We start from the raw sequence: 25092 nt of genomic DNA on the forward strand, positions 1-25092 counted from the left end.
GCGAACGATGCTTCGTGCCATTGCATGCGAGCCCCAGGGCGCTCGTCACGGGTTGATCGATGATGAGGTAACGCTCGATTTCGACAATCGCCATCGCCGTCGTTTGGCGATGACGGGAAAAGATGGACTTGAATTTTTGCTCGATCTGCCGCGTGCGCATCGGATTCGACAGGGCGATACGCTCCTGCTGGAAGACGGCCGCAGAGTTCGGGTAATGGCGGCAAAAGAAGAACTTACGGAAATCACGACGACATCGGCTGCCGATCTCGTGCGCGTTGCCTGGCATCTCGGTAATCGCCATCTGCCGGTCATGCTGCTGCCGGATCGCATCCTGATCCGCCGTGATCATGTTATTGAAGATATGGTCCGGCTTCTCGGTGCTTCGGTCGCGATGGTCGAGGCAGCGTTCGATCCGGAAGACGGCGCGTACGCAGGCGGCGGCCATCATCACCACCATCATGACGACGATCACGGCCATGGATGACGTGTCCGAGCGTCAGCATAAAATAGGCGGCGAGCTTTCGTCTCAAGACGCGTCTACGCCGGTCGTGAAGGAAGATAAGTCATCCGATGCGGCTGCGAAGCTGCTGATCTGGCTTTCTCCTGCATTTCCTGTTGGAAGCTTTGCATTCAGTCATGGCCTGGAATGGGCGGTCCAAGCTGGGCAGGTTAGAAACGTCGCCACAGTCATCGCGTGGCTCGATGCTCTTCTTGAGTATGGAGGGTTACGTAATGATGCAATCTTTGCCGCGCATGCGTGGCACGCTGCGATGGTTCGCGACGCGCGTGCGCTCATTGAGGTCAACGAGCTGGCGCTAGCGATGGCCGGTTCGAAAGAGCGGTATTTGGAAACAACAGCGCAGGGTAATGCCTTCGTCACCATTATCCGAGAGGCATGGCGCGCACAGGATTTCGATTGGGGGATTGCGTCGGTACGAGGAGATGTCGCTTATCCGGTCGCAGTCGGCTTGACCGGTGCGGCACATGAGATTTCCCGGCACGAGATGCTGCGCTGCTTCGTGCTCGCCCAGGTTCAAAATCTGGTGTCGGCTGTGATCCGCCTCAGCGTCATCGGGCATACGGACGGACAGCACGCGATTGCGTCGCTGCTTCCCGCGATCGGGCGGCTGGTTCTTGTGGCAGAAACTGCTACCCTCGACGATATCGGTGGCGCCGCGTTTCAGTCGGACATCGCCGCCCTTCGGCATGAAACACAATATTCAAGGCTCTTTCGCTCATGACCTCCTTAGATCACGGACCTCTGCGGGTCGGCATTGGCGGTCCGGTCGGCGCAGGAAAAACAGCCTTGATGGAAGCGCTGTGTAAACAGTTTCGCAGCGAGCTCGATATCATCGCGATTACAAATGACATTTATACCAAGGAAGATGCGTTGATCTTAACGCGTGCCGGTGCGCTGCCGTCGGAACGCATCATGGGGGTAGAGACGGGCGGTTGTCCGCACACCGCTATTCGTGAAGACTGCTCGCTCAATCTCATGGCGATAGCCGAGATGCGCAGCAAGTTTCCGAATGCCGATCTGGTTCTGATCGAGTCGGGAGGTGACAATCTGGCCGCGACCTTTTCACCGGAGCTGGCCGATATAACGATCTACGTGATCGACGTTGCGCAAGGCGAAAAAATTCCGCGCAAGGGTGGTCCAGGGATCACGCGCTCCGATCTGTTGGTGATCAACAAGATTGATCTTGCTCCATATGTGGGCGCGAGCCTTGAGGTAATGGAGCAGGACACCAAGCGGATGCGCGGCGAACGGCCGTATGTGTTTACGAATATCAAGGATGGCAAGGGCGTGAGCAAGGTTGCAGAGTTCATCATTCGCTCGGGCGGCCTGTCGCTGACGAGGCCCACCGCGACCTCAGGCCATTAGCATGCTGGCCAATCCGTTTGACGACCAGCCGACTCGCGGTGTCGCGAAAGCCGTGGCGATGTATGCGTTGCTGATCGCCTCGAACGTCGGTGCATGGGTGTGGGCATTCGCTGCTTTTTCCTATCGGCCGACGCTGATGGGGACGGCGCTGCTCGCCTACGTATTTGGTCTTCGACATGCGTTCGATGCCGACCATATAGCGGCTATCGATAACGTCGTTCGTAAGCTGATGCAGGAGGGAAAGACGCCGTATTCCGTCGGCTTCTTCTTCTCTCTCGGGCACTCGACCATCGTTATTATCGCTTCGATTGTCATTGCGGCCACTGCAGCGGCTATGCAGGGGACGCTTGAAGAGTTTCACGGCATCGGGGGCATTATCGGAACAATTGTGTCGGCACTGTTTCTGCTTGTCATCGGGATCATCAATCTCTTGATCCTGAAGAATGTCTGGGCGGCGTTTCTGCGCGCACGTCGCGGCGAGCGGCTTACGGACGCGGATCTCGAGACGTTACTTGCGGGACAGGGCGTCTTTGCGAGATTTCTGCGGCCGCTATTTCGGGTCGTGTCGCGATCCTGGCATATGTATCCGGTCGGCTTCCTGTTCGGTCTAGGTTTTGACACCGCGACGGAAGTTGGATTGCTCGGAATTTCCGCTGCTCAGGCCGCCCAGGGCATGTCGTTCTGGACTATCCTGGTTTTTCCGGCGCTCTTTACGGCCGGAATGTCGCTGATGGATACGACGGACAGCATTCTGATGACGAAGGCCTATGGCTGGGCGTTCGTCAATCCGATCCGCAAACTCTGGTACAACATGACGATCACGGCGGCGTCGGTCGTTGTCGCCATCTTTATTGGCGGCGTCGAGGCGCTCGGGCTGATCGGGGACAAGCTTGGGCGCACGGACGGGATCTGGGGCGTCGTCAGCGAGTTGAACGACAACCTGACGAATTTTGGCTTCATCGTGGTCGGCATTTTCATGGCGAGCTGGATGATTTCGGCGATCGTCTATCGCGCCATTGGTGTCGAGACGCGAGAACGCTCTGCGCGGTAAATGACACGCGAAGCAATAATCTCGTGTGCTGACCTCAGGGAAGATGGCGGACGGCAGTTGCGGCCGCGGCGGCGCGGTTCTCGACGCCGAGCTTCACGTACACCTGTTCGAGATGCTTGTTCACGGTGCGCGGACTCATTCCGAGGATCTGGCCGATATCGCGGTTCGATTTGCCGCGCGCGATCCACAACAATACCTCGGCTTCACGCGTCGTCAGACCTAGCTTTTCCTTCAGCAGGCTTGCGTCAGCGGATGAGCTTTCTTCGGAAACGCGCATGAGGCGCTCGTCGCCGCTCATGCGGCCGACGAATGAGAGACTGAGTGTTTTCTGCTCTGCGCCGATTGTGAGTGTACTGGACGACGGGTCGCCGCTGCCTTCGATGCGCGCTGCGAGCCATTTGACCACTAGGGATGGGAACGCGAAGCTTCGCTCGTCGAAATCTTCAAATGCGGTTCCGAGAAGCTTGCTCGCCTGCGGTGTCGACCATAAGAGGCGTCCGGCGGAATCGGCGGCGAAGAGGTAACGTCCGGTGGTATCCAAGGCCGCGCGTGCGCTACGCGACATGCGCGCGTTGCCGACATGGACGCGGATTCGTGCAAGAAGTTCTTCGATGATGACGGGTTTTGTCACGTAGTCGACGCCGCCGGCTTCGAGCCCTTCGATGATGCGCTCAGTGTCGCGAAGGCCCGTCATGAATATGATCGGAACGTCTGCGAGCGCCGGCAGTCGCTTCATGCGCCGGCATGTTTCGAACCCGTCCATGTTCGGCATAACTGCATCGAGCAAGATGATGTCGGGGACAATGCGCGCCACAGTTGTCATGGCACGTTCGCCATCAGTTGCAATCAGGACTAACGCACCGATTTGCTCGAGGGCGGCTGTGAGCATTGCGAGCGTATCGGGATTGTCGTCGACGACGAGGACGATCGTTTTCGCTTCAGCGTCAGTCATCGGCGTGCTCGGGCTCGGCGGGCTGTGCGAGGAGCGCCATGTAGCCGCGAAGGTCGAAGGCGCGAATACGATCTCGTGCGGCATTGATGAATACGAGGGAGCCGTTGCCGGCAGCCTCCAGCTCATCGAGCTTGGACTCGATGCCGGAGACAAAGCCGATTTCGCCAAGCCGCATGAGTTCCTCGATTTGACGGGCATCAGGACGGCTTGCGTATTTGATTCCCTGGGGCGGGGCCGAATATTCTGGCGCGCTGGTCGCTGTGACCACCCGGAGGTTCAGCAGCTTTCGGATGTGATTGAGCAGCGTCTGCATGTCGACCGGCTTTGACAGGGCGGCATCGTGATCCGGTACGTCATCGCCACGTGGAGCCTGGTCGCCGATGTTGGCGGACATCATCAGAATTGGAGCGGTGTGGCCAATTTCTCGGAGACGTTTTGCCACCTCCCAGCCGGACATGCCGGGCATCGAGATATCGAGAATGAAAAGATCCGGTGCGCACTCTTCGGCAATGGTGAGCGCGGAGGAACCGTCCGGCGCGGAGATGATGGAAAATCCGACCGGCTCCAAAGCTTCCTTGATCAGCTCGCGATGATCGGTGTCGTCGTCCACGATCAAGATCAGCTTGCGCTTGCCGAGATAGCCGACGATACGCTCCTGAGCTTTTGCGGGCGGACGCGAGTCGGCGACGTGCGCCAGCAGCAATTTGATGCGAAACTGGCTCCCCTGGCCAGGTGTGCTCTTGACTGAAATTTCACCCCCCATGATTTCGACAAGCAGCTTCGTAATGGTGAGGCCCAACCCCATTCCGGGTCTCAGTTTGGCGCGCATGATCTCGCCGCGCTCGAACGGTTCGAAGACGCGTTCCAGATCTGTCTGCATGATGCCGATGCCGGTATCTTGGATTTCGAATTCGGCAACTTGACTGCGATAGGAGACGCGTAGCGCGACGCTGCCCGTATCGGTGAATTTGACGGCGTTCGAAAGCAAGTTGATCAAGATCTGGCGAAGGCGCTTCTCGTCGGTGCGCACCACGGGCGGAAGCGACGACGCGCCTTCGAAGATGAACTCGATCCCCTTCGAATTGGCTTGCAGGCGGAACATGTCTGCAAGCTGATCGAGAAAGTCGCGGATACGGACTTCGCTGGTGGCAAGTTCGAGCCGTCCGGCTTCGACCTTTGAAATGTCGAGCAGTCCGTCGATCAGGCCGGAGAGGTGCTCGGCGCTGCGACGAATGACGCGGACGCCTTTCTGGGCCTTGACGGGCAGCATGTCGTCGACATCGAGAAGCTGCGCATAGCCAAGCACTGCATTGAGCGGCGTGCGTAGCTCATGATTGATGGCGACGACGTAGCGGCTTTTTGCGAGGTTGGCGGCTTCGGCGACTTCTTTCGCCTTATGCAGTGCGCGGTCCGTGCGTTTATGGGCTTCGATTTCGCGGGTGAGCAATGTCGTCTGGCGGGCGGATTCGTCCTGGGCGATTTTGCGACTTTCCTGAGCGAGAACGAAAAGCCAGCTCGCGACGCCCGCGATGATTGCAAGGATCAGGAACGTTGCCCAGAGCGTGCCGGCAATCGCGCCGGCGTCGTGCGGAACGGCCGTCACCGCCAGATAGTGCACTAGCAAAAGCACAAGCCCGAGAATGGTGCAGAACAGCGTGAAGACGCCGAAGAAGTGACCCGTTCGTGAATTGAGCCCCTTGACCAGATGTGGGGGCAGGGCGCCGCGCAGGAGATTGACGAGCTGCACCTGATAGCGTCCGTGCGGCTTGCAGCCGTCGCGGCAGCGGGCGTCGATCGAGCAGCAGAGCGAGCAAATCGGACCCGAGTAGACCGGGCAGTGCGCCATGTCCTCGGGTTCGAATTCGTGTTCGCAGACAATACAACGGATTGCGGACTTCTGGCCCCAGGATGCGCGCGGCTTGCGTGCGAGATAGTATTTTCCGTTGGTCGCATAGGCGATGGCAGGCGCCGTGATAAGCGCTACGATCAAGGCTACCAATGGCGCCAGTGACTGGGCATAGATCCCAAAGGTGCCGCTGTACGAGAACATGGCCGCGGCCGTTGCGATGATCATCGCGCCGACGCCGACGGGGTTGACGTCGTAGAGATGGGCGCGTTTGAACTCGATGCGCTTGGGGCTCAGTCCGAGGGGCTTGTTGATGCAGAGGTCGGCGACGATAGCGCCGAGCCATGCCACTGCGACGACCGAATAGAGACCTAGAGTGTGCTCAAGTGTTTTGTATATTCCAGCCTGCATTAGCAGGAGCGCGATGGCGACATTGAAAAACAGCCATACGATTCGGCCGGGATGGGCGTGCGTCAGCCGTGAAAAGAAATTCGACCAGGCAATCGACCCGGCGTAGGCGTTCGTGACGTTGATCTTCATCTGGCAGAGCACGACAAAGGTTCCTGCCAGTGCGAGAGCCAACTGTGGAGAGTTCGTCACGTAGCCGAATGCGACCAAGTACATCTGCATCGGCTCGCCGGCCTGTGAAACAGGGACGCCGTGCCGGAGACACAGGACGGCAAGGAACGATCCGATCAGGATTTTGATGGCGCCGGGGACGATCCATCCGGGGCCGGAGACGAGGAGGGCGGTCCACCAGGCCACGCGGCCCGTTTTCTCCTTCGGCGGCATGAATCGCAGGATGTCGACCTGTTCGCCGATTTGCGCGATGAGAGCAAAAACAACGGATCCGGCAGCGCCGACGCCCAGCAGGTTGAAGGTTGCGCCCGGCACAAGATCGCCGCGATAGCCGATCCAGGCGTCGAAATTCTCCCGGTGTTGTAATGCAATGATGATGGGCGGGGTCAGCTGCAGCAGAATCCAGAACGGCTGTGTCCAAAGGTGGAACCGGCTGATCCACGTGATGCCGTGGGTGACGATTGGGATGACGACGATGGCGCTGATCACGTAACTGACGGCCAGCGGAAACCCAAAGCAAACGCTCAGCGCGAGAGCCATAATTGCGGCTTCGATCGCGAAGAAAATGAACGTGAAGGAGGCATAGATCAGCGACGTGACTGTCGAGCCAATATAGCCGAAACCGGCACCGCGGGTCAGCAAATCGATGTCGACGCCGTCACGTGCGGCATAATAGGCAATCGGAAGGCCCGTCAAAAAGATCAGGATCGAGACGGCCAGAACGGCCGTAACTGCGTTCGAGAAGCCATAACTTATGGTGATGGCGCCGCCGATGGCCTCGAGCGCCAGGAATGACACTGTTCCGAATGCTGTATTCGCAACGCGCGCAGCGGACCACCGGCGCGCACGTTTGGCGGTGAAGCGAAGCGCGTAGTCCTCCAGGGTCTCGTTGGCGACCCACTGGTTATAGCTGCGGCGAACAGGAACTATCCGAAGCCGGTTAGTCATTCACTCAAATCGCCTCCCCCCGAACGGTAACCATACCGCGCCGCAAAAATGTAGCTGTCGCTGAAACCTACCTCTCACACTCCCTGAGACAAACCTATTTCGATCATGCGGTTGGTTCTCGTCGAGCCGTCTGCCACGCGCGCGGGCGCGCGTAGGCAACCTACGCAGGGGGTGCGGCGCACCATATACGTTAACTGACGTATGTGCTGCGGCGCAAAATCCGTTTCCTATGTTCGCGCGATGTCCGGGGTGGGCAGTTCGAACGGAGGATCTTGATGGCGACGGAAGATAACGGACCTCAATCGCGGCTACGGCGTAAATTGTTGATGGGTATGGCCGCGGCTCCGTTTGCCGGGTTGTTGCCGAAAGCCGCATTTGCCGACGCACCAGCGACGTCGGCGATCAATACGACCGGATTGGCGGTCACCGACAAAGAAGTGACGGTCGGTATTCTTCACTCGGTCACGGGCACGATGGCCATCAGCGAGACGGGTTCGGTCGAGGCCGAGAAGCTCGCGATCCAGCAGATCAACGATGCGGGTGGCGTGCTAGGTCGTCAGATCAAGATCATTCAGGAAGACGGCGCCAGCGATTGGCCGACATTTGCGGAAAAAGCGAAGAAGCTACTCGTCAACGACCACGTCGCGGCGATCTTCGGTTGCTGGACGTCGGCGTCTCGCAAGGCGGTGCTGCCGGTTCTCGAGCAGTACAACGGCATGCTCTACTATCCAACCTTCTACGAGGGCCTGGAGCAGTCGAAGAACGTCATCTACACCGGCCAGGAAGCGACGCAGCAGATTCTGTCCAGCTTGAACTGGATCAACAAGGAGAAGGGCGCCAAGACCTTCTACCTGATCGGCTCGGACTACATCTGGCCGCGCACGTCCAACAAGATCGCGCGCAAGCATATCGAAAACCATCTGACGGGCTGCAAAGTCGTCGGTGAAGAGTACTTCCCGCTCGGCGCGACGCAGTTCAACTCGGTCATCAACAAGATCAAGTTGAAGAAGCCCGACGTGATCTTCATGGACGTCGTCGGCGGTTCGAACGTCGCCTTCTACAAGCAGCTCAAGGCGGCGGGCATCAACCTCGACAAGCAGCTTTTGCTGACGATCTCGGTTACGGAAGACGAAATCGACGGCATCGGCGGCGAAAACATCGCGGGCGCCTACGCCTCGATGAAATACTTCGAGTCGCTGAAGAACCCGAACAACGAAGCCTTCGTTAAGGCGTTCCACAAGATGTGGGGCGACAAGACGGTGATCGGCGACGTGACGCAGGCGGCCTATCTCGGCCCGAACCTGTGGAAGCTCACGGCTGAGAAGGCAGGCAGCTTCGACGTCGACAAAATCGCCGCGGCATCGCCGGGTATCGAGTTTAAGGGCGCTCCGGAAGGCTACGTCAAGATCCACGAGAACCACCATCTCTGGAGCCGCGCACGTATCGGTCGGGCGCGGATCGACGGTCAGTTCGATCTGGTCTACGAGACGCCCGAGCTGATCGAGCCCAATCCGTTCCCAAAGGGCTACCAGTAAGGTCCTTTCCGGCGGGCTTTCGAGTCCGCATCGCTTGAGTGCTTCGCGCCGATACGCACATGCGCGGCGCGAAGCCATCAACGTCCGATACTCCGGAGCGCGCAATGTTCGGCGATTACTCGTTCAGCGATCTTGGTTCAATCTTTGTGATGCAAGGCTTCGCGGGATTGATCCTGTTTTCGGTCTTCGTGCTCATGGCGCTCGGACTGGCCATCATTTTTGGCCAGATGGGCGTGATCAACATGGCGCACGGCGAGTTCATGATTCTCGGTGCGTACGTCACCTGGATGACGTCGGAGTTCTTCAAATCGCACTTGCCGATGCTCTTCGGCGGATACTTTTTCGTCGCGATGATCCTGGCATTCATAGCGGCTGGTGCGCTTGGGATGTTCGTCGAGTGGGCGCTGATCCGACATCTTTATAAGAGACCGCTCGATACCTTGCTGGCTACGTGGGGCCTCAGCCTCATTCTGCAGCAGGTTTATCGCTCTGTTTTCGGCGGCCGCGAAGTCGGCGTCGATCTGCCTGAGTGGATGATGGGCTCCTGGCAGGTGACGGACACCATCCAGATTCCCATCAACGGCATGTTCGTGATGGCGCTGACATTAATCATCACGCTGATCGTCGGCTACATCATGTATTATTCCAGCTGGGGTCGTCAGGTTCGCGCCGTGATGCAGAACCGCGTCATGGCCAGCGCCGTCGGCATCAATACCGAACGCGTGGATCGCTTTACCTTCGGGCTCGGTTGCGGAATTGCCGGCGTCGCGGGGAGTGCCTTCACGATGATCGGCTCGACCGGTCCGACGTCGGGTCAGCTTTATATCGTCGATACGTTCCTTGTCGTCGTCTTCGGCGGCGCTGCCAGCTTGCTCGGCACGATCGCATCGGCCTTCACGATCTCGCAGACGCGTTCGACGCTGGAGTTCTTCACCTCCGGATCGATGGCGCAGGTCATCACGCTTCTTGCGGTCGTCATCATCCTGATGCTGCGTCCACAAGGACTGTTCGCCCTCAAGGTCCGCAAATAGCCGCCGCCGACTTCAGATCCAAGCGCGAGAGCACACTGACATGAACGCCAATCCTCGCTTCTTCTCCCGTTCCGAGTTGGTCGGCCTCGCCGTCCTGGCATTGCTATTGGTTGTCGTGCTGCCGATGACGCTCGATAATTTCCGCCTGAACCTCGTGGCGAAATATCTGACCTATTCGTTCGTCGCGCTCGGCTTGGTGATCTGCTGGGGATACGGTGGCATTTTGAGTCTGGGGCAGGGCGTGTTCTTCGGCATCGGCGGTTACTGCATGGCGATGTTTCTCAAGCTCGAAGCATCGAGCGTCGCCAACACGAAAATCCAGTCGACGCCCGGTATCCCGGACTTCATGGACTGGAACCAGATCACGCAGCTTCCCTTCTTCTGGGAGCCATTCCACAGTTTAACGTTCGCGATCCTGGCCGTGTTCGTCGTGCCGGCGGTGTTTGCATTTATCATCGGCGCGGCGATGTTCAAACGTCGTGTCAGCGGCGTCTACTTCGCGATCATCACGCAAGCGATTGCTGCCATTCTAACGATCCTTATCGTCGGGCAGCAGGGCTACACGGGCGGCATCAACGGCATAACCGATCTTCGCACCTTACATGGGTGGGACATCCGGACCGACAGCGCCAAAGTCATTCTCTATTTTGTTGAAGTCGCGGTGCTGTTCGCCTGCCTGCTGGTGGCGCTGTTCGTGAAGCGTTCGAAACTCGGGCGCATTCTGGTGGCGATGCGCGAGAAAGAGGATCGCGTGCGGTTCTCGGGTTATAGCGTCGCCAACTTCAAGATTTTTGCATTCTGTTTGTCGGCCGTGTTCGCGTCGATCGGCGGCGCGCTGTTTACGCTTGAAGTCGGTTTCATGTCGCCGTCATTCGTCGGCATCGTTCCCTCAATCGAAATGGTCATCTTCGCGGCGGTCGGCGGCCGCATGTCCATCTTCGGCGCGGTCTACGGCACGCTGCTCGTCAACTATGCGAAGACGAGCCTTTCTGAAAGCTTCCCGCAACTTTGGCAGCTGGGTTTCGGCGCGCTCTTCATTGCCGTTGTGCTGCTCTTCCCAGGCGGCCTGGCGGGCGCTTGGAATGACTATGTCCAGCCGACAATCGACAGGCTCTTCTCGCGGAATAAAGGCAAGTCTCTTGCGAGCGGCCAGCCGATCGCAGACGGCGCACCGGCAGAATAGGAGAGCGATATGGAGATCGGTCAACAACCTCGGGATTTCCTGCTCGCTGTCAGTGGGCTGACGGTATCCTTCGACGGCTTCAAAGCGGTCAACGATCTGTCGTTCTATGTCGATGAGAACGCGATCCAGGTCATCATCGGACCGAATGGCGCGGGTAAGACGACAGTGCTCGATTTGATCTGCGGGAAGACCAAAGCGACTTCCGGATCCATCACCTTCCGCGGCAAGGAACTCACGAAGCTATCCGAGAACGCCATCGTGCATGCGGGCGTCGGCCGGAAGTTCCAGACGCCGTCGATCTACGACGATCTGACGGTTTTCGAAAACTTGGAAATCTCTTATCCGCGCGGACGCAGCGTGTTCGGCGCCTTGACGTTCAAACGCGATGCTGCCGTGCGTCAGCGCGTCGAGGAAGTCGCGGAGATGATCTTCCTGAAAGACAAGCTCGGCATGAGCGCGCAGCTACTAAGTCACGGCCAGAAGCAGTGGCTGGAGATAGGCATGCTGCTCATCCAGGATCCCGAGCTTTTGATGCTTGATGAACCCGTCGCAGGTATGAGCGTCAGCGAGCGCGAAAAGACCGCCGAGCTTCTGCATCGGATCATCAAGGATCGTTCGGTGCTGGTGATCGAGCACGACATGAAGTTCGTCGAAGACATCGCGCACAGGGTGATCGTGCTCCATCAGGGCAAAATTCTATCGGAAGGCTCGATGGAGAAGGTCCAGAACGATCCCAAAGTGATTGAAGTCTATCTCGGCCATTAAGGAAGCAATCGACAATGCTGGATATCTCCGATTTCCACGTCGCCTATGGCCAGAGCGAAGTTCTGCACGGCCTCAATCTGTCGATTGCGCCCAATGAGATCGTCGCGATCATGGGCCGCAACGGCATGGGCAAGACGACCATGATGAAGGCCCTTATGGGCATCCTGCCGACGAAGCAGGGTTCGGTGTCGATGAATGGCGCCGACATCACCAAGCTCAAAAGCTACGAGCGTGTTGCGAAAGGTTTGGCCTACGTTCCCCAAGGTCGAATGATTTTTTCGACCATGACAGTCGAAGAGAATATCGAGACGGGGCTTGTAGTCCACGGCGGCAGCAAGGTTTCGCCCGATATCTACGAGCTTTTTCCGGTTCTGCTCGAAATGAAGAAGCGCCGCGGCGGTAACCTGTCTGGCGGCCAGCAGCAGCAGCTTGCGATCGCGCGCGCGCTTGCGACCAAGCCGAAGGTCCTGCTGCTCGATGAGCCAACGGAAGGCATCCAGCCGTCGATCATTCGCGAAATGGCGCGGACGCTTCGGCGCATTCGCGATGAGCGTGGGCTGTCGATCATTGTGTCGGAACAGGTTTTGAGTTTTGCGCTCGATGTCGCCGACCGCGTGCTCGTCGTCGAGAACGGCGAGATCGTACACGACGAGCCTCGTTCATCGGTCGATGAGGGGAAAGTCGCGAAGTATCTCTCAGTTTAAGTCTGAATTCGGGTGTCTGCAGAAATAGAAGGGGCAGTATGAATGACCGAAACGCTCATTAAAGTCGACCTGTCGAAGTCCGCTTATGAAAACGACATGGTTCACAATCGATGGCATCCGGACATTCCGATCGTCGCCTGGACCGAGCCTGGTTCGGACTTCATCATCGAGACGTACGACTGGACCGGCGGCTTCATCAAGAACAATGACGATGCGTCGGACGTGCGCGATATCGATCTGACGATCGTGCACTTTCTCTCAGGCCCCGTTGGCGTCAAGGGCGCGGAGCCTGGCGACTTGCTCGTTGTCGAGATCCTCGATATCGGCGCGAAGCCGGAGAGCAATTGGGGTTTCAATGGCTTCTTTTCGAAGAACAACGGCGGCGGCTTTCTGACCGAGCATTATCCCTCGGCGCAGAAGTCGATCTGGGACTTTGAAGGCATGTTCACGAAGTCACGCCACATTCCAGGCGTGCGGTTTCCGGGACTCATCCATCCCGGCTTGATCGGCTGCTTGCCCGATCCTGCACTGCTCAAGACCTGGAATGATCGCGAAATTCCGTTCGTGGAGGCTAATAAAGATCGTGTGCCTCCCGTCGGCACGGTGCCCTTTGCGCCGACCGCGCACATGGGCCGCCTCAAGGGTGATGCGCGGGACAAGGCTGCAGCCGAAGCGGCGCGTACGGTTCCGCCACGTGAGCATGGCGGCAACTGCGATATCAAGGATCTGTCGCGCGGCTCGAAAGTATTCTTCCCGGTCTACGTACCCGGCGGCGGCCTTTCGATGGGCGACCTTCACTTCAGTCAGGGCGACGGCGAAATCACGTTCTGCGGTGCGATTGAGATGGCCGGTTGGCTGCATCTCAAGGTCGACGTGATCAAAGACGGCATGTCGAAGTACGGGATCAAAAATCCGATCTTCAAGCCGTCGGTCATCACGCCGAAGTACGACGACTATCTGATCTTCGAGGGCATCTCGGTCGACGAGATGGGCAAGCAGCACTACCTCGACGTCCACGTCGCGTATCGTCAGGCCTGTCTCAATGCCATCGAATACCTGAAGAAGTTCGGCTATTCGGGCGCGCAGGCTTACTCGATCTTGGGAACGGCGCCTGTGCAGGGGCATATCTCCGGCGTCGTCGACATTCCGAACGCCTGCGCCACCCTGTGGGTGCCGACCAAGATCTTCGATTTCGATATCAATCCCTCTGCCGCAGGACCGACAAAGTTCCTCGACGGATCGATCCAGATGCCGATTGCGCCCGACGCGTAAGCGCGTTCGAACGTACACGAAAGCTGGGTTGGCTGTGTTGGCCAACCCACCTCAAGGGAGCCGCCAATAATGCCGGTTTACGATTATGATTGTCCCAATTGCGGACCGTTCTCAATTCTACGTTCGATGTCTGAGTTCGAGTTGCCGCACGATTGCCCGGATTGTGGGACCGAGGCGCCGCGAGCGATTTTAACAGCACCCGCCATAGCGGGAATGAGCCGGGCTCGCCGCATTGCAGCTGAGACGAACGAGCGCTCATCGCACGAGCCGCGAAAGTCGAAAGGGCATGCGCCGGGATGCGGCTGCTGCTCCAAGACGAAAGCCAAGCCAAAACAAGACGGCGGGACCGCGATGAAGAGCTTTCCTTCGTCCCGCCCCTGGATGATCAGCCACTAATCCTGCGATTCAGCAGCTGTTCGCGGCGGTTTGTAGGTTACGGATGGATCATAGCCCGACACCAAAGAAGAACGCGAAAACGCCCCGGGGGGCGAACTCGCACGATAGTGGCCAGTGTGCTGTTTCGGATATGCGGCGGCCCGGCGCTTCTCGGTGCGATCGCGATCCGATCTTGGATGTTGGATATCTCAGCTCTGCGCGTTGCCGGACGTCGATGTCAACGAGGACCACAAAGTTTCTGACGGATTGGCTGCGGTGGCACGTCGTGGGGCGCGTCGCGAGCGCCGAGGATATTCCCGCGCTCGCTGCGAAGTGTCTCCATGATGCTTGGAGCGAAGGCATATCTCGATACGATCTCGAAGGCGCCGTCGGCTCCCTCGAAGACTGCATTCGCGAGGGCCTGCTTCAGGTCAAGAAGTGAGCGCCACTATATTTGCGTGCCGACCTTGGACCGCGCATGCCTATAACTTCGCCTTGCGACGCATGAAGTCCGTTATCTGGGCGGCGATAAACGTGCTGTGCGTGGCGATCGCGAAGTGGCCGCTGTCGACGAACTTGATTTCTGCGTCAGGGATATCGCGCTTGAATGCTTCGGCGCCGGGAGGAATGAAAAAGAGATCGTTCTTGCCCCAGACCGCCAGCAGCGGCGGCTTGCTTTCCCTGAAGTATTTCTGCCAAGCTGGGTAGAGCGCAACGTTGTTGCGGTAATCGTAGAAGAGATCGAGCTGAATCTCATCGATGCCTGGCCGCTGAAGATAGGCGTAGTCGAGCATATAGCCGTCCGGAGACACCAAGCCTGCATCGGCGCCGTGGAGATACTGGTCTTTTGTGGCGTCCAGAGTGAGCACGGCGCGCAGCGCGTTGCGGTTTTCAAGCGAAGCGTCTTTCCAATACGCCTGGATGGGTTTCCATGCGTCGCCCAATCCTTCTTCGTAGGCGTTACCATTCTGGGTGATCAGCGCGCTGACACGTTCGGGGTGCGCGGCGGCAATGCGGAACCCTATCGGTGCGCCGTAATCGAACAGGTAAAGTGCATATCTCTTCAAGCCTAACGCATCAGTGAAGCCGTCGATGGTCTTGGCCAGATTGTCAAACGTATAGGTATAATGCTCGCGATCGGGTGCTTTCGTCAGACCGAAGCCCGGCAGGTCCGGTGCGATCAGCCGGAATTGGCCCGCGAGTTGAGGAATGAGGTCCCGGAACATGTGACTGCTCGTCGGATAGCCGTGAAGCAGCAGGATGACTGGTGCATCTGCAGGACCGGCTTCGCGGTAGAAGACTTCGACATCGCCAATCTTCACCGTTTTATAATGAACGGAATTCGGAGGAACGGAATTGCCGAAGGTCACGATGTCTCCCGCATTGACGGCACTCGCGCGCAATGTCAGCCAGGCGGTGGCGGCTGCGGCTCCAAAAATTTTTAGCGCAACTCTGCGATCGGTCTCGGTCAGCATGCTCAACCTCCATTGAAACTAGGTAGGGAGGTAGGCGATCGGCACTCGGGCCTAAAGCCGGAGATGTTGGGAGACACAATTCCAGATTTTGGAAGGGGGACACGGCATTCTCGTGCTTCGCATACCCACGTTTTTGCTAATGGTGCGGGGTAGTCGTGGACGGGGCGTCGAACAAGGCCATATGTTTTGTCGTCTCTCGACTGGGTTTGCGTTCGCCCCGGCATGGTAAATCGTGCGAATTCGCAATGCGTGATCGATATTTGAAAGATTATCGTCGCAGTTGCAGGATATCGCTGCGCTAAGCCACCACCGCATACTTTCATCACAAGCAATAGCGAGGTCTCAATGTCAGACTCTCACCGATCACCGCCACTTGGTTCGTTGGCGCTGATCGCTGTCGTCATCGCAGGCGGCGCGGCAGCGTTCGCCTATACGGCCGGCTGGTTTTCACCACACCGTCTCACTCCGATGAAAATGGTCGAGGCTTTTGCCCCGCCTGGCGGTCCGGCTCTGGGCCATCGCCGTAACCATGCCAAAGGCATCTGCTTTACCGGTGAGTTCGAAGCGAACGGCGCCGGCACCGAAATCTCGAAGGCGGTTGTTTTCGAGAAGGGGGAGTATCCTGTCGTCGGGCGCTTCAATCTAGGTACTCAGGACCCTAATGTAGACGACGCTACTGTTCGTGTGCGCGGCATCGGCCTGCAGATCACAACTCCGGATGGGCAGGTCTGGCGAAGCGCCATGATCGATCCGCCATTCTTCCCGGTTTCGACGCCGCAAGCGTTCTACGATTTGCTGAAAGCATCGAAGGACAAGGCTGCGGACGCGATGAAAAACTTTATAGCGGCCAATCCCGAATTTTCGCATTTTGCTTCGTGGGCGGGTAGCGCGCCGTGGACGGCGAGTTACGCTGAGGAGCCCTACAACAGCCTAAACAGCTTCGTCATGACAAACAAAGAGGGCGAGCAGAAGACAGTTCGATGGGGGATCGTGCCGGAAGCGCAAGTCGTTCCGGTATCGCAGGATGACCTGAAAAAGCTAGGGCCGAATTTCCTCGACGTTGATATCGCCAAGCGTGTTGCGGCTGCGCCTCAACGCTGGAAGCTGGAAGTGATCATCGCAAATCCAGGAGATCCGACGGCAGATCCCAGTAAGGAGTGGCCTGCCGACCGCCGCAAGATCGATGTCGGCACGCTGACGGTTACGAAAATCGAACCGGAGGCGGACGGTCCGTGTCGAGAGATCAACTTCGATCCAACCGTTTTGCCGACGGGCATTACGACATCCGACGACCCGTTCCCGGCCGCACGGTCAGCGGCGTACATGAAGTCATATGATCTGCGTACGGCTGAATCCAAGTACTATCCCCGCACCCCGACTGGAGAAAAGCAATGACCGGAGAAACGCCGCGTTTCAATCCATTGCAGCGCCTTCTGCATTGGGTGATGGCCGTTTGCATTCTAGCGATGCTGTTCATCGGCGTGGGGATGCTCTCGACCGTCACACCGAAGTTTTTGCCGCTGATGGAGACGCACAAATCGCTTGGTGTCGTCATCCTCGTGCTCGTGCTCATTCGGCTTGCGGTACGGTTGCGGTACGGCGCGCCGGCGTTGCCGAAGGATTTGCCGGAGCCGATGAAGCTCGCGGCAGAACTGTCTCACTACGCACTCTATGCGCTGATGATCGCGATGCCGTTGCTGGGATTGGCGCTGTTGTTTACCGCAGACTATCCTGTCGTGATCTTTGGGCGCACCTGGGTTCCACAGATCCTGCCGCAAAGCGACAGTCTTCATACCCTGTTCTGGAACGCCCACTACTATCTGGCGTTTTGTTTCTTCGCACTGGTTTTGCTGCATATCGCGGCGGCGCTCTATCACGCGCTCGTCCGGCGTGACGGCGTGTTTGAGGCAATGGCCTCTGTGTCGACGCATCATCAGTCGGCTCCTGCCGCCGAGTGACGGCGTGAAGCACATCTGAGGACGCGTCGTCCACGAACCTATGATGGGTCTTCCTGCAAATGTCGGCAGGGAGGCCCATCGCATTTTTATATCTCTCCATGTCGAGGCACATGGAATCCCTATGCCGGTGTTCCTAGTTTGATGGCAAAGCGTCCACATTGGAGGCGGCCATGGAAAAAGAGATCGAAAGCGTCCCTGCGGCGTCCGATGTGTCTCCTCGCATTGAGGCATGTGCGGAGTGGTCTGACTGCGAACTCAAGGATGCGCCCGCTCACGCTGTGGATTGGTCGACGCGGACCATCGGCCTGACAGACGATCAGATGCGGAGTGCTGCAATGCTCTTTGGCGTGATCATTCTGCTCTTTGCCGGGATCGGAATCGCTTTAACGGAATTCATGTCGGCTGAACCGCAAGTGGCGCTTATGGATTGCGTTCAAATCGTTGGCGATACCGAGCGACTCGCTTGCTACGATAAAGCGGCAACGCAATCGTCGGCGCCTTTCAAGGGGGGATCGCCCTTTTCCACTTATTCACGACCGGACGTCGATGGTGGCTAAGAGCTCTTCTCTATCCGGCAATCGGTTGCGGGACAGCTGACGCTATCGTCGCTGCGAAATGTCTCGCGTGACGCTCGGAAGAAGTCCTTAGTTCCCGCATTTTGAGGGAAATTTTCCCATAAATTTCAATTCCGTTGCCACGATGCCACGGGAGGGTTGGGAATGCGGCGGCCGGGAAAAAGTCAGCCTGTGCATCGGATTGACCCACCCAACCAAAATCCATTTTGCTGACTTTGGGGAAAATGGTCCGAGTCGAGACCAAAGGGGAAGTTCGCGTTGCGATGCCTGCCAGGGAAGCAGGGGATTGTGATGCGCAGATAAAGGGAACCGGGGGATGATGCGTCAGTTAATGGCTTCGGCCGCGGCTGTGGCGCTGTTCGCAGCCAGCGGAACGGCCGTTGTTTTTGCTCAGGATGCGGGCGGGACGGGGGCAGCGCAGCCAGCGCCTCAGCAAGGTCAGCAGCTTCCTGAAGTCGAAGTTATTCAGGGACAGCCCAAGCCGAAGCCGACGCAAGTAAAGAAGGCCACCAAGCCGAAGGCCAAACCCTCCACCGCGGCGGCGGTGACGGCTCCATCAGCAGCGCCGGATACTACGGGATTTGCGACCGAGAGTTCGCAGGAGTTTGCTGCCTCGCCTGAATCGAACACGGTGAAGATGTCGCCGGTCGGCGGCACGATCCCAGTCGATAAGGTGCCGGGGAGTGTCTATCAGATGAATTCGGAAGCGCTCAAACGTGGCGAGCAGGTCATTCTGCAGGACGCCCTTACGAGCCAGATCCCGGGCCTGATCGTCAATGACCTTCAGGGCAACCAATTCCAGACCAACATCCAGTTCCGTGGGTTTGAAGCATCGCCCGTCAACGGTGTTGCGCAGGGGCTTGCGGTCTATCAGAACGGCGTCCGCATCAACGAATCCTTTGGCGATATCGTCAACTGGGACTTCCTGCCGTCGAACGCGATCAATAACGTTGCCGTTGTCGTCGGCAATCCGGTGTTCGGACTTAACGCGCTGGGCGGCGCCGTCGTTGTCGATATGAAGGACGGCTTCAATTACCAGGGTTGGGACGTCGATACGATGTTCGGCTCGTTCGGACGCAAGCAAGTCTCGACGGAGGCCGGATATCGCAGCGGCAACTGGGCGGCTTACGGCGCCTTCGAGGCCATCGACGATGATGGGTTCCGCGATTTCTCCGACGCGCAAATCCGCCGTGGATACTTCGATGTCGGTGTCAAAGGCGATAACGCCGAGTTTCATTTCAACTTCACCGGCGCAGACAACAATGTCGGCGTGACGGCGGCGGCGCCTGAGCAGCTTCTCGACATCAGCCGCAGCCTGACGTTTACGTCGCCGCAGACGACCGAAAACACGATGCAGATGTACTCGGTCAACGGCAAGGTGCGGGCAACCGATACGTTGACGCTGTCCGGTGTCACCTATTACCGGCATTTCAATCAGAAGCATCTCGACGGTAACCTCTTTGACGATCCCGAAGAGTGCGAAGGCGCCGGCCAAGAGGGAACGCTGTGCTCCGGAGATGATCAGGTTCTCAATGCAGCCAACGGCAGCCCGATCCCGTTTACGGATAATGTTTACGGCTCGATCGACCAGACGTCGCAGAATGCCGATACGGCTGGCCTGACGCTGCAGGCCCAAGAGAACGCCAAGCTTTTCGGACACACGAACCAGTTCATTGTCGGCGTCAGCTATGATCATGGCCGCGTCGCCTATACGGCGAAAAGCGAACTTGGCTTCATGGAACCGAAGTTCGTCGTCGACGGTCAAGGTATCATCATGACCGGTACGGATGATTTCAATCCGCGCTCACTCACGACGACGAACGATTATTTCGGCGCCTACTTCACGAACACCTTCGACATCACTGATCAGTTGGCTTTGACTGTTGGTGGTCGTTACAACTTTGCACGAATCGAGATCGAGAATACCGGCAGTCCGGAAAACGACGAGCTCAATGGCGTCAACAAGTACAACCGCTTCAATCCGTCGGCAGGTCTGACCTACAAATTCTCGCCAGGCCTCAACTGGTACGGCGGATACTCCGAAGCCAACCGCGCGCCGACGGCTGCGGAGCTGGCCTGCGCCGATCCTGAAAATCCGTGCTTGATCGAAAGCTTCTTGACAGCCGATCCGCCGTTGAAGCAGGTCGTTTCTCATACCTGGGAAACGGGCTTCCGCGGCACGATCAAGAACTGGCAGAACCGCTCGCAGTGGGATTGGGGTATCGGCCTGTTCCGTACGCTAAACACCGACGACATCTTCGATGCGGCTTCAACCGATACCGGCCACGGCTATTTCCAAAACGTTGGTAAGACGCTGCGTCAGGGCGTCGAGGCAAATATCGCGTACCGCACACAACGTGTCTTTGCTTACGCGAACTACACCTATACGGACGCAACGTTTGATACGAATGCGATTTTTCCATCACCCAATAATCCGTTGCCGGGCAATGTTTCGTGCGGCGATGCAGGTGGCGGTGGTGATGACGATGAAAACGGACCTGGCAACTGCTTCCTGGTTCACAAGGGCGACAGGCTCCCCGGTATTCCTGCGCATACCTTCAAAGCCGGTGTCGATTACTGGATGACGCAGAAGTGGAAGGTCGGTGCGGATTTGGTGGCTGCCAGCGATCAGATCTTCTTCGGTGACGAAGCGAACCTTAATCGTCCGCTGGCAGGCTATGCGAAAGTCAATCTGCACACGTCCTACGACGTCACGGATCACGTGCAGATCTATGGCCTGTTCGAGAACCTCTTCGACAAAGACTATAATATCTACGGAACGTATTTCAGTGTGGACGATGCCAACGATCTGACGCCGGCAACCGGTGTCACGTTCAATGAGAACAATCCGCGGACTGTCGTTCCGGCCATTCCCTTCGCGGCTTATGGCGGTGTGAAAGTGAAGTTCTAGACTACTCTACCTCTAAGACCTATCCCGAAACTCGATGCGGCGGACCCCAAAGTCCGCCGCTTCTTTGTTTGCCGCCTGGACAGCGACGAAGCACTCAGAATTTACCGTCTGCCATGTGAAACACCGTCAGGCAGATGACGGCGGTGAGAACGAACAGCAGGGTGATGGCGATCTTGTCCATATGAGCACTCCTAATAGGTTATATCGAAGCATCTTCTTTATATGATCGTCCCGCCGGGGAGAAGTTCGGTGGCCGCAGGTGCCGTGAGTGCGGCTGTTACAGCGTTGGCGATTGAAGGCGCGCGCCTATCGCGGTCGCTGCGGCCTAGTCCAAATAGCCGATAATCGCTTTGCGGCCATTGTACCAATTTGCAGAGCGGCGTTCATCAGAGCGCCATGTGCCGGCCGATAAGGTCCAGGACGCCGTGGGATGTCTGCGAAGGAACAAAAAGTGACGGAAATATATCATTGCTCCCCCATGTCACTGGTGCGGTCCGTTCCTACATCTCCCTGCGTTGCACAATACCTAGCCGATGTCGGCTAATTACAGCGGAGGCGATCCCATGAACCGGGAAGAACAGCAACTAATTGAAGATTTGTTTTCCCGCCTGCGCAGCTATGGAGGCTCGGGCGGCAAGGATCCGGAAGCCGAGGGCTTGATCAACGATCTCATTCGCAGGTCGCCGGATGCCCCTTATTACCTAGCCCAGACGGTCATTATTCAGCAGCAGGCGCTCGAGCGGGCGGAAGCCCGTATGCGCGACCTCGAGGAAGCAGCGGCGCGTCAGCCGCAATCTGCGTCGGGGCGCGGCAGTTTCCTTTCTGGTGGATCGGTTCCGTCGGCCGGTGGCCGCTTTGGTGGCCTTGGCGGTTCTGCGCCAGAGCCGCAGCGCGGACCGGAGCCGATGCCGCCTCCGCAGCAGTCGCGTAGCCCTTGGGGCTCTGCGGCCCAATCCGGTGGGGGCGGTGGTTTCCTGTCGTCAGCTCTATCGACGGCAGCAGGCGTCGCAGGTGGCGTTTTCCTGGCGGATGGTATCCGCAGCCTGTTCGGTGGCGGCAACGCCTATGCCTCGGGCGGTGGGACAAACGCCAACGATCAAGCGACCATCGACAGTTTGCAGGATCAGCTGCAAGACGCTCGCGACGATGACAAGCAAGATCAGAAAGACCTTGCTGCGGATGACGCCGAGCTCGATCAGATGCAAGACGCGCAGGATGACGACGACGATACGTGGACAGATGACGACAGCATGGATGTCTGACGTTCCGTACGCCAACTGACGTTTCCGCTCATCGTGCGATGGCAAGTACGATGAGCGGCAACAAAAGTGCAGCAGCGATCCCGCCGATGAACACGGCGCGCTGCCAGGGTTGTTTCAAGATGATTTCGCCCTGCGATGCCTTTTCCGCGGGGTAGGCCGGGGCGTCCGGCTTTTTCGTGGTTTGTGCCATTATCGCCAGTCCGGGTTTCGCGTCGTTATCGGAATAATCCGCAGACGCGCCTTTCGTTGCTTCGCAAATTGAGGATGGCGGATTTCTGCCGCCTGCAGACGGCTAAGCTTCGCTTCGTCCGCACGCTTACAAAAACGTCACACACGCTTTGCGGGAAACATCGGAACCGCCCTGCTGCGGGACCGTTGGCCAAGCAGTTGTCGAGCTGCGTGTTGAAAAGCGCGGCGCGTGGCCGGCGGCAGTGGCCTGAAACAGCAGGCAACCTGAAACACGAAAGCAAAAGGTAGTTGTGATGGCTCAAGAGGACAGAACATCAAAACGCGGCTTTGCTTCGATGGATGAAGCCAAGCAGCGCGAGATCGCCCGGAAAGGCGGCGCAAGCGTTCCCGATCATGAGCGCAGCTTTTCGAAGAATCACGATCTTGCCGTGTCCGCCGGCCGCAAAGGCGGCCATGAGAGCGGTGGCAATTTCAAGCACGATCCGAAGCGCGCCGCTGAAGCCGGTCGAAAAGGCGGCCAGCACTGATGATGTGAGCGTGATTATTGGAGACTATTGCGGGAGGCCGGAGCGATGCTCCGGCCTTGTCGCGTTTCATCGTCAGGCGCTGCTCGAAGCGGTCAACCATTTCGGATTGAACCAACGGTCGGCTGGGCCATCGTACGGGAGACGAGTAACGTCCCAGTGGCTCACATATTTGGCGTAGATGTCCCAGACAGGCGGGCCACCCCCGATGAAGACGACGCGGCCGGCGTACTGCTTCAGTGTTTCTTCGGGGTCCATGTGGGAACGCAGGACAACGAGCGTGCGATCGGTACGTGCGAATTCGGGGACAGCGCCGATGGTTTTCGGCCCGGCCATTAAAACATGGCCGCGGGTGATATCGAAAAAGCGCGCGACATCGGCGATGTATTCCGGATCTGTATTACCCTCCCAGGGGAGTTGGCCATGAAGGCCGAGTTGGCCCGATTGGCCAATCGCGCAGATGACCCGCACGATCGTTTGCTGCATTTTGCACTTCCTTCAATCTGTCGTTCAGCACGCGTCGATCCCACGCAATGGGCGTGGGCGTCTATTCGCGCAACTGCCTTCTCTGTGTGAAATTCGCCGATGGATGTAAAGGCCGCGTCGTCAGCGCAGCAGATAGCGGATGACCCAATCGGACGTGCGGTTGAAGGGGGGGCGTAACAGACCACCGAGGTTCCAGCGGCTTTGCTCGAAGACGCCCTTCGCGTGGCTAAGCGATTTAAACCCTTCGATACCGTGATAGGCGCCCATACCGGACATGCCGACGCCGCCGAACGGCAGCGCGTTCTGAACGTAATGCATCAAGGTATCGTTGACGGTGACGTTGCCTGAGGTCGTGCGTGCGAGAACCTTCAGGCGATCCTCGCTGCTGTTGCCGAAATAATAAAGCGCCAGCGGCCGGGGCCTGTGATTGATGTAGGCGATGGCTTCATCGAGCGTGCGATACGTCACGATGGGCAGAATCGGTCCGAAGATTTCTTCGCGCATGATCGCCATGTCGTCGGTGACGTTCAGGACGATCGCGGAAGGGAGCTTTCGCGTCAGGACAGCGGTTTGAGGTCCAGTCTGGATAACGCGAGCGCCCTTGTTCTCGGCGTCTTCGAGGAGACGGCGGAGACGAGTGTAATGTCTCGCGCTCGCAATGGCAGAGTAGTTCTTGTCGGCGGCGCCGTCGGGATAAAATGCTGCTGCCGTTGCGTCGTAACTGGCGACGAATGATGCAGCGTCTTTCTCGTGAACAAGTACGTAGTCGGGAGCGATGCAGGTCTGACCGGCATTCGCAAGTTTGCCATAGGCGACGCTGCTGGCCGCGGTCTCGATATCGGCGTCTGGCCCGATGAGCGTCGGTGATTTGCCACCGAGTTCCAACGTGACCGGAACGAGGTTTTCGGCGGCTTCCCGCATGACCATGCGGCCGACTTGCGCGCTGCCGGTGAAGACGAGGTGATCGAAGGGGAGGCGCGAGAAGGCGGCGCCAAGCTCCGGGCCACCGGTGACGACGGCCACTTGGTCTTCCGGGAAGATATCACGCAATGTTGATTTCAAGAGTTCGCTCGTCGCGACCGTTAGCTCCGAGGGCTTTAGGATCGCGCGGTTGCCAGCCGCAATTGCGGACAGCAGTGGCATGATGGCGAGCGAGAGCGGATAGTTCCACGGCGACACGATTCCGACGACGCCTAGCGGCTGGTAATGGACGCGGGCGCGACCGGGAATGAAGTGGAGCGAGATGCGCCGTTTCTCTGGCCGCATCCATTTTGCGACGTTGCGGCGAAGGAAGTTGATGGCCTGGATGATGGGAATGACTTCCATGATCCGGGTTTCGTATGCGGACCGGTAGCCGAAATCCTTGCTGATGGCGGCTTCGAATTGAGCGCGGCGCGCGAGCAATGCGCGTTTGAGCTTGCGAAGGTCGGCTCGGCGCTGTGCAGCAGACGGCGGCCCGTCGCGCATGAACGCGGCTCGCTGCTTCGCCAGCAGCGGGCTTAGCAGGAAGTCATCTTTGACCGGGAATTGAGCAGTCATTAATCGGTCTCCAATGTAGACGGTGAGAACATATAGCGATTCAGGAC

24 protein-coding genes are annotated in these 25092 nt (G+C 58.2%); 18 read left to right on the forward strand and 6 right to left on the reverse strand.

Features of this window, described 5'->3' with window-relative positions; genetic code table 11:
• Positions 1 to 109 precede the first annotated feature (109 nt).
• From HYPMC_RS07070 to HYPMC_RS07085, 4 genes are read left to right on the forward strand one after another with little or no spacing between them, the layout of a single operon-like run.
• Positions 110 to 484 (forward strand): urease accessory protein UreE, encoded by a 375-nt coding sequence (locus HYPMC_RS07070; protein ID WP_348623894.1) that lies wholly within the window; start codon positions 110 to 112, stop codon positions 482 to 484.
• Positions 477 to 1241, forward strand: coding sequence for an urease accessory protein UreF (locus HYPMC_RS07075; protein WP_197022722.1), 765 nt, complete (start codon positions 477 to 479; stop codon positions 1239 to 1241). The genes HYPMC_RS07070 and HYPMC_RS07075 overlap by 8 nt, the downstream gene beginning before the upstream one ends.
• A complete protein-coding gene (gene ureG, locus HYPMC_RS07080) occupies positions 1238 to 1885 on the forward strand; it encodes an urease accessory protein UreG (RefSeq protein WP_013947180.1) in 648 nt (215 codons plus the stop codon). Before HYPMC_RS07075 ends, ureG begins: the two co-directional genes overlap by 4 nt.
• A gap of 1 nt (position 1886) precedes the next feature.
• Positions 1887 to 2936, forward strand: a complete 1050-nt coding sequence (locus tag HYPMC_RS07085) for a HoxN/HupN/NixA family nickel/cobalt transporter (protein WP_013947181.1) — start codon at positions 1887 to 1889, stop codon at positions 2934 to 2936.
• A 34-nt stretch (positions 2937 to 2970) separates the two neighbouring features.
• Here the strand turns inward: HYPMC_RS07085 and HYPMC_RS07090 are convergent, their stop codons facing one another.
• Both HYPMC_RS07090 and HYPMC_RS07095 read right to left on the reverse strand, forming a co-directional pair.
• Positions 2971 to 3888: a DNA-binding response regulator gene (locus tag HYPMC_RS07090; RefSeq protein WP_013947182.1), complete on the reverse strand. Its 918-nt coding sequence runs from the start codon at positions 3886 to 3888 to the stop codon at positions 2971 to 2973.
• A complete protein-coding gene (locus tag HYPMC_RS07095; protein WP_013947183.1) occupies positions 3881 to 7261 on the reverse strand; it encodes an ATP-binding protein in 3381 nt (1126 codons plus the stop codon). The genes HYPMC_RS07090 and HYPMC_RS07095 overlap by 8 nt, the downstream gene beginning before the upstream one ends.
• Positions 7262 to 7536: 275 nt before the next feature.
• Here HYPMC_RS07095 and urtA point away from each other — a divergent pair, with 275 nt between their 5' ends.
• The 8 genes from urtA to HYPMC_RS07135 all read left to right on the forward strand — a co-directional run bounded on the left by urtA (position 7537) and on the right by HYPMC_RS07135 (position 14568).
• Complete coding sequence (urtA, locus tag HYPMC_RS07100) at positions 7537 to 8796, forward strand: urea ABC transporter substrate-binding protein (RefSeq protein WP_013947184.1); 1260 nt, start codon at positions 7537 to 7539, stop codon at positions 8794 to 8796.
• 104 nt (positions 8797 to 8900) lie between these two features.
• Positions 8901 to 9827 (forward strand): urea ABC transporter permease subunit UrtB, encoded by a 927-nt coding sequence (urtB, locus tag HYPMC_RS07105; RefSeq protein ID WP_024275675.1) that lies wholly within the window; start codon positions 8901 to 8903, stop codon positions 9825 to 9827.
• A 40-nt stretch (positions 9828 to 9867) separates the two neighbouring features.
• The gene (gene urtC / locus HYPMC_RS07110) at positions 9868 to 11010 is read left to right on the forward strand and encodes an urea ABC transporter permease subunit UrtC (protein WP_013947186.1); all 1143 of its coding nucleotides are present in this window, start codon (positions 9868 to 9870) and stop codon (positions 11008 to 11010) included.
• A 9-nt stretch (positions 11011 to 11019) separates the two neighbouring features.
• On the forward strand, positions 11020 to 11775 hold the full coding sequence (urtD, locus tag HYPMC_RS07115; RefSeq protein WP_013947187.1) for an urea ABC transporter ATP-binding protein UrtD: 756 nt from the start codon (positions 11020 to 11022) through the stop codon (positions 11773 to 11775).
• A gap of 14 nt (positions 11776 to 11789) precedes the next feature.
• Complete coding sequence (urtE, locus tag HYPMC_RS07120; protein WP_013947188.1) at positions 11790 to 12479, forward strand: urea ABC transporter ATP-binding subunit UrtE; 690 nt, start codon at positions 11790 to 11792, stop codon at positions 12477 to 12479.
• A gap of 42 nt (positions 12480 to 12521) precedes the next feature.
• Complete coding sequence (gene fmdA / locus HYPMC_RS07125; protein ID WP_013947189.1) at positions 12522 to 13751, forward strand: formamidase; 1230 nt, start codon at positions 12522 to 12524, stop codon at positions 13749 to 13751.
• Positions 13752 to 13820: 69 nt separating this feature from the next.
• The gene (locus tag HYPMC_RS07130; RefSeq protein WP_024275676.1) at positions 13821 to 14147 is read left to right on the forward strand and encodes an FmdB family zinc ribbon protein; all 327 of its coding nucleotides are present in this window, start codon (positions 13821 to 13823) and stop codon (positions 14145 to 14147) included.
• Between the two features lie 214 nt (positions 14148 to 14361).
• On the forward strand, positions 14362 to 14568 hold the full coding sequence (locus tag HYPMC_RS07135) for a DUF768 domain-containing protein (RefSeq protein WP_157135409.1): 207 nt from the start codon (positions 14362 to 14364) through the stop codon (positions 14566 to 14568).
• Positions 14569 to 14608: 40 nt separating this feature from the next.
• Here the strand turns inward: HYPMC_RS07135 and HYPMC_RS07140 are convergent, their stop codons facing one another.
• Positions 14609 to 15601, reverse strand: coding sequence for an alpha/beta fold hydrolase (locus tag HYPMC_RS07140; protein ID WP_013947191.1), 993 nt, complete (start codon positions 15599 to 15601; stop codon positions 14609 to 14611).
• A 345-nt stretch (positions 15602 to 15946) separates the two neighbouring features.
• Between HYPMC_RS07140 and HYPMC_RS07145 the strand changes: the two genes are divergently transcribed.
• From HYPMC_RS07145 to HYPMC_RS07165, 5 genes are all read left to right on the forward strand, one after another.
• Positions 15947 to 16996 carry a catalase family peroxidase gene (locus tag HYPMC_RS07145; protein ID WP_013947192.1) on the forward strand — a complete coding sequence of 350 codons (1050 nt, stop codon included), beginning with the start codon at positions 15947 to 15949 and terminating at the stop codon, positions 16994 to 16996.
• Positions 16993 to 17559 (forward strand): cytochrome b, encoded by a 567-nt coding sequence (locus HYPMC_RS07150; RefSeq protein ID WP_013947193.1) that lies wholly within the window; start codon positions 16993 to 16995, stop codon positions 17557 to 17559. Before HYPMC_RS07145 ends, HYPMC_RS07150 begins: the two co-directional genes overlap by 4 nt.
• 170 nt (positions 17560 to 17729) lie before the next feature.
• Entirely contained in the window at positions 17730 to 18116 is a 387-nt protein-coding gene (locus tag HYPMC_RS07155) for a hypothetical protein (RefSeq protein WP_013947194.1), read from the forward strand.
• A gap of 334 nt (positions 18117 to 18450) precedes the next feature.
• Positions 18451 to 21045 carry a TonB-dependent receptor gene (locus HYPMC_RS07160; RefSeq protein WP_013947195.1) on the forward strand — a complete coding sequence of 865 codons (2595 nt, stop codon included), beginning with the start codon at positions 18451 to 18453 and terminating at the stop codon, positions 21043 to 21045.
• A 563-nt stretch (positions 21046 to 21608) separates the two neighbouring features.
• A complete protein-coding gene (locus HYPMC_RS07165) occupies positions 21609 to 22307 on the forward strand; it encodes a DUF2076 domain-containing protein (RefSeq protein ID WP_013947197.1) in 699 nt (232 codons plus the stop codon).
• 28 nt (positions 22308 to 22335) lie between these two features.
• Here HYPMC_RS07165 and HYPMC_RS24475 read toward each other — a convergent pair whose 3' ends face one another.
• Complete coding sequence (locus HYPMC_RS24475) at positions 22336 to 22497, reverse strand: hypothetical protein (protein WP_013947198.1); 162 nt, start codon at positions 22495 to 22497, stop codon at positions 22336 to 22338.
• Between the two features lie 292 nt (positions 22498 to 22789).
• Here HYPMC_RS24475 and HYPMC_RS23625 point away from each other — a divergent pair, with 292 nt between their 5' ends.
• Positions 22790 to 23023 carry a general stress protein gene (locus HYPMC_RS23625; RefSeq protein ID WP_013947199.1) on the forward strand — a complete coding sequence of 78 codons (234 nt, stop codon included), beginning with the start codon at positions 22790 to 22792 and terminating at the stop codon, positions 23021 to 23023.
• Positions 23024 to 23095: 72 nt separating this feature from the next.
• On the opposite strand, the gene HYPMC_RS07180 is transcribed toward HYPMC_RS23625, so the two are convergent.
• Both HYPMC_RS07180 and HYPMC_RS07185 read right to left on the reverse strand, forming a co-directional pair.
• Positions 23096 to 23506, reverse strand: a complete 411-nt coding sequence (locus HYPMC_RS07180; protein WP_013947200.1) for a dihydrofolate reductase — start codon at positions 23504 to 23506, stop codon at positions 23096 to 23098.
• A 120-nt stretch (positions 23507 to 23626) separates the two neighbouring features.
• Positions 23627 to 25045 carry a coniferyl aldehyde dehydrogenase gene (locus HYPMC_RS07185; protein WP_013947201.1) on the reverse strand — a complete coding sequence of 473 codons (1419 nt, stop codon included), beginning with the start codon at positions 25043 to 25045 and terminating at the stop codon, positions 23627 to 23629.
• Positions 25046 to 25092 lie beyond the last annotated feature (47 nt).

This window comes from Hyphomicrobium sp. MC1 (assembly GCF_000253295.1).
In the GTDB taxonomy this organism is placed as follows: Bacteria; Pseudomonadota; Alphaproteobacteria; order Rhizobiales; family Hyphomicrobiaceae; genus Hyphomicrobium_B.

Bases quoted from the DNA above. Each gene is read 5' to 3' on its own strand.
- HYPMC_RS07070 (WP_348623894.1), top strand. From the start codon at position 110: ATGACGGGAAAAGATGGACTTGAATTTTTGCTCGATCTGCCGCGTGCG.
- HYPMC_RS07075 (WP_197022722.1), top strand. From the start codon at position 477: ATGGATGACGTGTCCGAGCGTCAGCATAAAATAGGCGGCGAGCTTTCG.
- ureG (WP_013947180.1), top strand. From the start codon at position 1,238: ATGACCTCCTTAGATCACGGACCTCTGCGGGTCGGCATTGGCGGTCCG.
- HYPMC_RS07085 (WP_013947181.1), top strand. From the start codon at position 1,887: ATGCTGGCCAATCCGTTTGACGACCAGCCGACTCGCGGTGTCGCGAAA.
- HYPMC_RS07090 (WP_013947182.1), bottom strand. From the start codon at position 3,888: ATGACTGACGCTGAAGCGAAAACGATCGTCCTCGTCGTCGACGACAAT.
- HYPMC_RS07095 (WP_013947183.1), bottom strand. From the start codon at position 7,261: ATGACTAACCGGCTTCGGATAGTTCCTGTTCGCCGCAGCTATAACCAG.
- urtA (WP_013947184.1), top strand. From the start codon at position 7,537: ATGGCGACGGAAGATAACGGACCTCAATCGCGGCTACGGCGTAAATTG.
- urtB (WP_024275675.1), top strand. From the start codon at position 8,901: ATGTTCGGCGATTACTCGTTCAGCGATCTTGGTTCAATCTTTGTGATG.
- urtC (WP_013947186.1), top strand. From the start codon at position 9,868: ATGAACGCCAATCCTCGCTTCTTCTCCCGTTCCGAGTTGGTCGGCCTC.
- urtD (WP_013947187.1), top strand. From the start codon at position 11,020: ATGGAGATCGGTCAACAACCTCGGGATTTCCTGCTCGCTGTCAGTGGG.
- urtE (WP_013947188.1), top strand. From the start codon at position 11,790: ATGCTGGATATCTCCGATTTCCACGTCGCCTATGGCCAGAGCGAAGTT.
- fmdA (WP_013947189.1), top strand. From the start codon at position 12,522: ATGACCGAAACGCTCATTAAAGTCGACCTGTCGAAGTCCGCTTATGAA.
- HYPMC_RS07130 (WP_024275676.1), top strand. From the start codon at position 13,821: ATGCCGGTTTACGATTATGATTGTCCCAATTGCGGACCGTTCTCAATT.
- HYPMC_RS07135 (WP_157135409.1), top strand. From the start codon at position 14,362: ATGTCAACGAGGACCACAAAGTTTCTGACGGATTGGCTGCGGTGGCAC.
- HYPMC_RS07140 (WP_013947191.1), bottom strand. From the start codon at position 15,601: ATGCTGACCGAGACCGATCGCAGAGTTGCGCTAAAAATTTTTGGAGCC.
- HYPMC_RS07145 (WP_013947192.1), top strand. From the start codon at position 15,947: ATGTCAGACTCTCACCGATCACCGCCACTTGGTTCGTTGGCGCTGATC.
- HYPMC_RS07150 (WP_013947193.1), top strand. From the start codon at position 16,993: ATGACCGGAGAAACGCCGCGTTTCAATCCATTGCAGCGCCTTCTGCAT.
- HYPMC_RS07155 (WP_013947194.1), top strand. From the start codon at position 17,730: ATGGAAAAAGAGATCGAAAGCGTCCCTGCGGCGTCCGATGTGTCTCCT.
- HYPMC_RS07160 (WP_013947195.1), top strand. From the start codon at position 18,451: ATGATGCGTCAGTTAATGGCTTCGGCCGCGGCTGTGGCGCTGTTCGCA.
- HYPMC_RS07165 (WP_013947197.1), top strand. From the start codon at position 21,609: ATGAACCGGGAAGAACAGCAACTAATTGAAGATTTGTTTTCCCGCCTG.
- HYPMC_RS24475 (WP_013947198.1), bottom strand. From the start codon at position 22,497: ATGGCACAAACCACGAAAAAGCCGGACGCCCCGGCCTACCCCGCGGAA.
- HYPMC_RS23625 (WP_013947199.1), top strand. From the start codon at position 22,790: ATGGCTCAAGAGGACAGAACATCAAAACGCGGCTTTGCTTCGATGGAT.
- HYPMC_RS07180 (WP_013947200.1), bottom strand. From the start codon at position 23,506: ATGCAGCAAACGATCGTGCGGGTCATCTGCGCGATTGGCCAATCGGGC.
- HYPMC_RS07185 (WP_013947201.1), bottom strand. From the start codon at position 25,045: ATGACTGCTCAATTCCCGGTCAAAGATGACTTCCTGCTAAGCCCGCTG.